The 3628-nt window shown below is 66.8% G+C and carries 3 protein-coding genes and 1 tRNA gene; 3 read left to right on the top strand and 1 reads right to left on the bottom strand.

Annotation, left to right across the window (positions count from 1 at the left end; translation table 11 throughout):
• Positions 1–156: 156 nt before the first annotated feature.
• Positions 157–1314, bottom strand: a complete 1158-nt coding sequence (locus AB0M08_RS47245; protein WP_364508864.1) for a tyrosine-type recombinase/integrase — start codon at positions 1312–1314, stop codon at positions 157–159.
• Between the two features lie 514 nt (positions 1315–1828).
• On the opposite strand from AB0M08_RS47245, the gene AB0M08_RS47240 reads away from it, so the two are divergent.
• The 3 genes from AB0M08_RS47240 (at position 1829) to AB0M08_RS47230 (ending at position 3387) form a co-directional block, all read left to right on the top strand.
• Positions 1829–3097 carry an NAD(P)/FAD-dependent oxidoreductase gene (locus AB0M08_RS47240; RefSeq protein WP_364508861.1) on the top strand — a complete coding sequence of 423 codons (1269 nt, stop codon included), beginning with the start codon at positions 1829–1831 and terminating at the stop codon, positions 3095–3097.
• A complete protein-coding gene (locus tag AB0M08_RS47235) occupies positions 3094–3264 on the top strand; it encodes a hypothetical protein (protein WP_364508859.1) in 171 nt (56 codons plus the stop codon). The genes AB0M08_RS47240 and AB0M08_RS47235 overlap by 4 nt, the downstream gene beginning before the upstream one ends.
• Before the next feature lie 49 nt (positions 3265–3313).
• Positions 3314–3387: transfer RNA gene (locus AB0M08_RS47230), tRNA-Ile, on the top strand.
• Positions 3388–3628 lie beyond the last annotated feature (241 nt).

Below are 3628 nucleotides of genomic sequence, written 5' to 3'. Positions count from 1 at the left end.
TCCACGATGGACGGCATCTCGGACACCCGGACATCCTGCCCAACAACCCCACCAAGATCAAACCGGCCCGAAACGACCGACCTGATTAGTTACGGTTGAGATAGCAATCTGGAGACGACCTCTTTATCATGGACCAATTAAACGGGAAATAACCGCTCAGGCTGCGTCGAACCCCAGGATGTCGAGCGCTTTTGCAGCGCCCGTCTCGAGGGTTTTGCGGGCGAAGTAAGTGTCCTGGGTCATGCTGACCTTAGCGTGTCCGAGCTGGTCGGCGGCTTGGCGAGCGGTGAGCCCGGCCTCGTCCATGAGGGTGGCGACGGTCTTGCGGAGGACGTGTGAGGTGAGATCGGGCAGGCCCGCGTAGGTGAATGCTTCTTTGATCTGATGGTCGACATTTGATGGGTCGCGCAGGGTTCCTACCGCCGACGGGAAGACCACGTCCAGCTCGCCGAATTTGAGGTCCTGACGCTGGTGGCGGATGGAGAGACCTGCAATGGCCCAGTCGGGCAGGATCAAAGTGCGGTAGCCCGCCTCGGTCTTGGGTTCGGGCTTGATGATCAGGCCCTCGCCCTTGAGCCGGATTACCGTTCCGCGCACCTCGACGGTCGCGGCGTTGACGTTGACGGCGTCCCAGGTGACGGCGAGGGCCTCGCCGATACGCATTCCGGTAGCGGCCATGATGTCGATCAGGTCTGGCAGGTCGCGGCGGCAAGCCACCGGGTCGTAGGTGAGGTAGGCGCGCAGCTGCCGGACACCTGCAGCGGTGAGGGCGCGAGGCTGGCCCTTCTTCGGCTTGATGCTGATGGGTGAGGTGTCGCGGACGGGGTTGCGGGCCATCGCGTCGAGGCGGGCAGCGTAGGCGCAGACATTGCTGAGCACTGAACGAACGGTCTTGGTCAGCGCAGGACCATGCTTGGTCTCGACGGCGCGAAGGAATCGCTCGGCGGTACCGACGGAAAGTTCGCGGCAGCGGATGTTTCCTACGGCGGGGATGACCTGGGCGTCGAGGCGGTCCCGGTAGATGCGCTTGGTGCCCGGACTCTTGTCGGAGAGGGAGAAGCCAGCCCACCAAGCTTCGGCGACGGTGCTGAGTTTCGTGTCGGCGTTGATCTCGGCGGTGGGGTCGACACGCACCCGGTCGCGGACAGCTTCCTTCAAAGCGGTCTCGGCGGCGGTTTTGCTGTTACCAGTTCGTTCGATGGTGCGAATGACTCCGTCGTAGTCGCGGAAGCCGCACCGGGCCCGCCAAGTCTTACCGGACCCGGTGGTCCTGATTTTGCCGGCGGTGCCGATGGCAAGTGGTGGCCGTCCCATGAGAACCCCCGAGCTACTCACGTTTTATAACGCTTGCTGACGAACAGCAACGACAGGCGATGAACGATGATTCGCTTGTTGTCCCAGTTCAGGGCATAAGATCGAGGTCTGGAGGAGGCAAGAAAGATTCACTCTTGCTTTACCGGCAGGTTATTGGTTCGAGTCCAATCGGGGGAGCAAGTTCTTCCTGATGAAGCCCGGGTCCGGCGATCACGCCGCCTGGGCTTTTTCGTGTACGCGGGTTGAAACGTTTCGGGTTTCTCCCGGTTGATGGCGGGCGGCGGCCCGGAAACCAGGGTGCGAAGTGGTCCCGAAGTTCACACACGAGCGGGCGAGTTTCGTGGCTGGGCGCCGGCCGGGGCGTGTGGGGGAGCCGTGACGCCGGGAGTGTTGATGGAGGGCGGGCTGGGGGCGTACCCGGGAAAGGGGTTCGTGGCCTTGGTCTTTCGCCCTCCTTGCCCGCTTGCGGATGGTTACGCTGGGGCCTGCGGTTTTCGCTCTCAGTGAGGTGGTTATGTCGCAGCCGGTCGAGGTGGACGTCGTCATCGTCGGCGGCGGGCTCGCCGGGCTGTCCGCTGCCCGGCGGCTCGACCGGGCCGGTGTCGAATGGCTGCTCGTCGAGGCGAGCGACCGGGTCGGCGGGCGGATCGCGACCGACGTGATCGACGGGTGGCACCTGGACCGCGGGTTCCAGGTGATCAATACCGCCTATCCGAGGCTGCCCGCGCTGGTCGACATCGACGCGCTGGACATGCGCTACCTCACCTCCGGGGTGCTGGTACGCCGTGGTGGCGGCCTGCACCGCCTGGAGAACCCGCTGCGCGACCCGCTGGCCACCCCGCAGACCCTGATCTCCGGCATCGGCTCGCTGACCGACCGGCTCAAGTTCGCGGCGCTCGCCACCCGCTGCGCCACCACCCCGCCGCAGCGGCTGCTCGACGCGCCGGAGACCACCACCCAGGAGATGCTGCGCAAGGCCGGTCTCTCGCACCGGATCATCGAGGAGGCGCTGCGCCCGTTCTTCTCCGGCGTCTTCGGCGACCGTTCGCTCGACACCTCCAGCCACGTCGCCGCCATGGTGCTGCGCTCGTTCACCCGGGGCCGGATCGGGGTGCCCGCGGCCGGGATGGCCGCCCTGCCCGCCGCGGTCGCCGGGCCGCTGCCGTTCCCGCAGCTCCTGGTCGGCGCGCGCACCCTCTCCATCGGGCCCGGCATGGTGGTCACCGACGGCGGCGAGATCCGCTGCCGCGCCGTGATCGTCGCCACCGACCCGGCCGCCGCCGCGGCCCTGCTGCCCCAACTGCCGAAGCCGGACATGCACGGGCTCACCACGTTCTACTTCGGCGCCGACCACGCCCCGCTCGCCGAGCCGATCCTGCTGCTCGACGGCGACCGCCGGGAGATCATCGCCAACACGGTGGTGCTCAGCAACGCGGCCCCGGAGTACGCCCCGAGCGGCAAGAGCCTGATCGCGGCGACGGTGGTCGGCGTCTCCGCACCGTCCAGCGCCTCGGAGACGGTGATCCGGGTGGAATTGGCCCGGATGTACGGCGAGCCGACCGACGACTGGGAGATGCTCGAGGTGATCAGCCTGCCCCAGGCGCTACCGTCGGCCCGCCCGCCGCAGGGCGCGCTGCGCAAGCCGGTCGCGCTGGGCGACGGCGTGTTCGTGGCGGGCGACCACCGGGACAGCCCGTCGATCCAGGGCGCCATGGCCAGCGGATGGCGTACCGCCGGTCAGGTCCTGGCGTCGCTCGGCGCCCGGGTGGGTGCCGTCGCATGAGTGACATCAATCCGGAGAACTTCGCGGAGTTCGCCACGCAGGACGGCCCATCCTCGCCCAGCGTCGGCGATGATGATGTCGAGGTGACCGATTTGCAGCCACCAGAGATGGTTTCGGACCCGAGGTATCAGATCGTTTTGTTGCCACAGGAGCTGGTGGAGCGATAGATCGCTAGCTGCGGGAGCGGGGTGCGGGATAGTATCGCCGCCGGTACAGGGGGCGGTAGCTCAGTGGGTTAGAGCAGGGGACTCATAATCCCTCGGTCGCGGGTTCGAGTCCCGCCCGCCCCACCCTTACTCACCTGGGGGCGACCCCCAGACCCCACGGTGCGGTGGTCGCGCCCGGCGGCTTGGCCGCGCTTGGTGGTTTCTCGCGCTCTTTCGTAGGGGCATGATTACTCCCCGAGCTGCTGTCGGCCCGTCAGATGTAGTCGGGTTCGGGGTGGAGTCCCTGATAGTGGTGTAACGCGGTTGGCGTGATCGTCGGACATCCTGTCCGGCATAGAACGCGGCCATCGCGTGATCTTTCGAG

This window comes from Actinoplanes sp. NPDC051851, from assembly GCF_040681165.1.
GTDB lineage: Bacteria > Actinomycetota > Actinomycetes > Mycobacteriales > Micromonosporaceae > Actinoplanes.
Note: the sequence above shows the minus strand (reverse complement) of the source record. Positions and strands in the feature narration are given on the sequence as shown.

Coding starts and splice junctions, on each gene's coding strand:
- AB0M08_RS47245 (WP_364508864.1), bottom strand. CDS start 1,314: ATGGGACGGCCACCACTTGCCATCGGCACCGCCGGCAAAATCAGGACC.
- AB0M08_RS47240 (WP_364508861.1), top strand. CDS start 1,829: ATGTCGCAGCCGGTCGAGGTGGACGTCGTCATCGTCGGCGGCGGGCTC.
- AB0M08_RS47235 (WP_364508859.1), top strand. CDS start 3,094: ATGAGTGACATCAATCCGGAGAACTTCGCGGAGTTCGCCACGCAGGAC.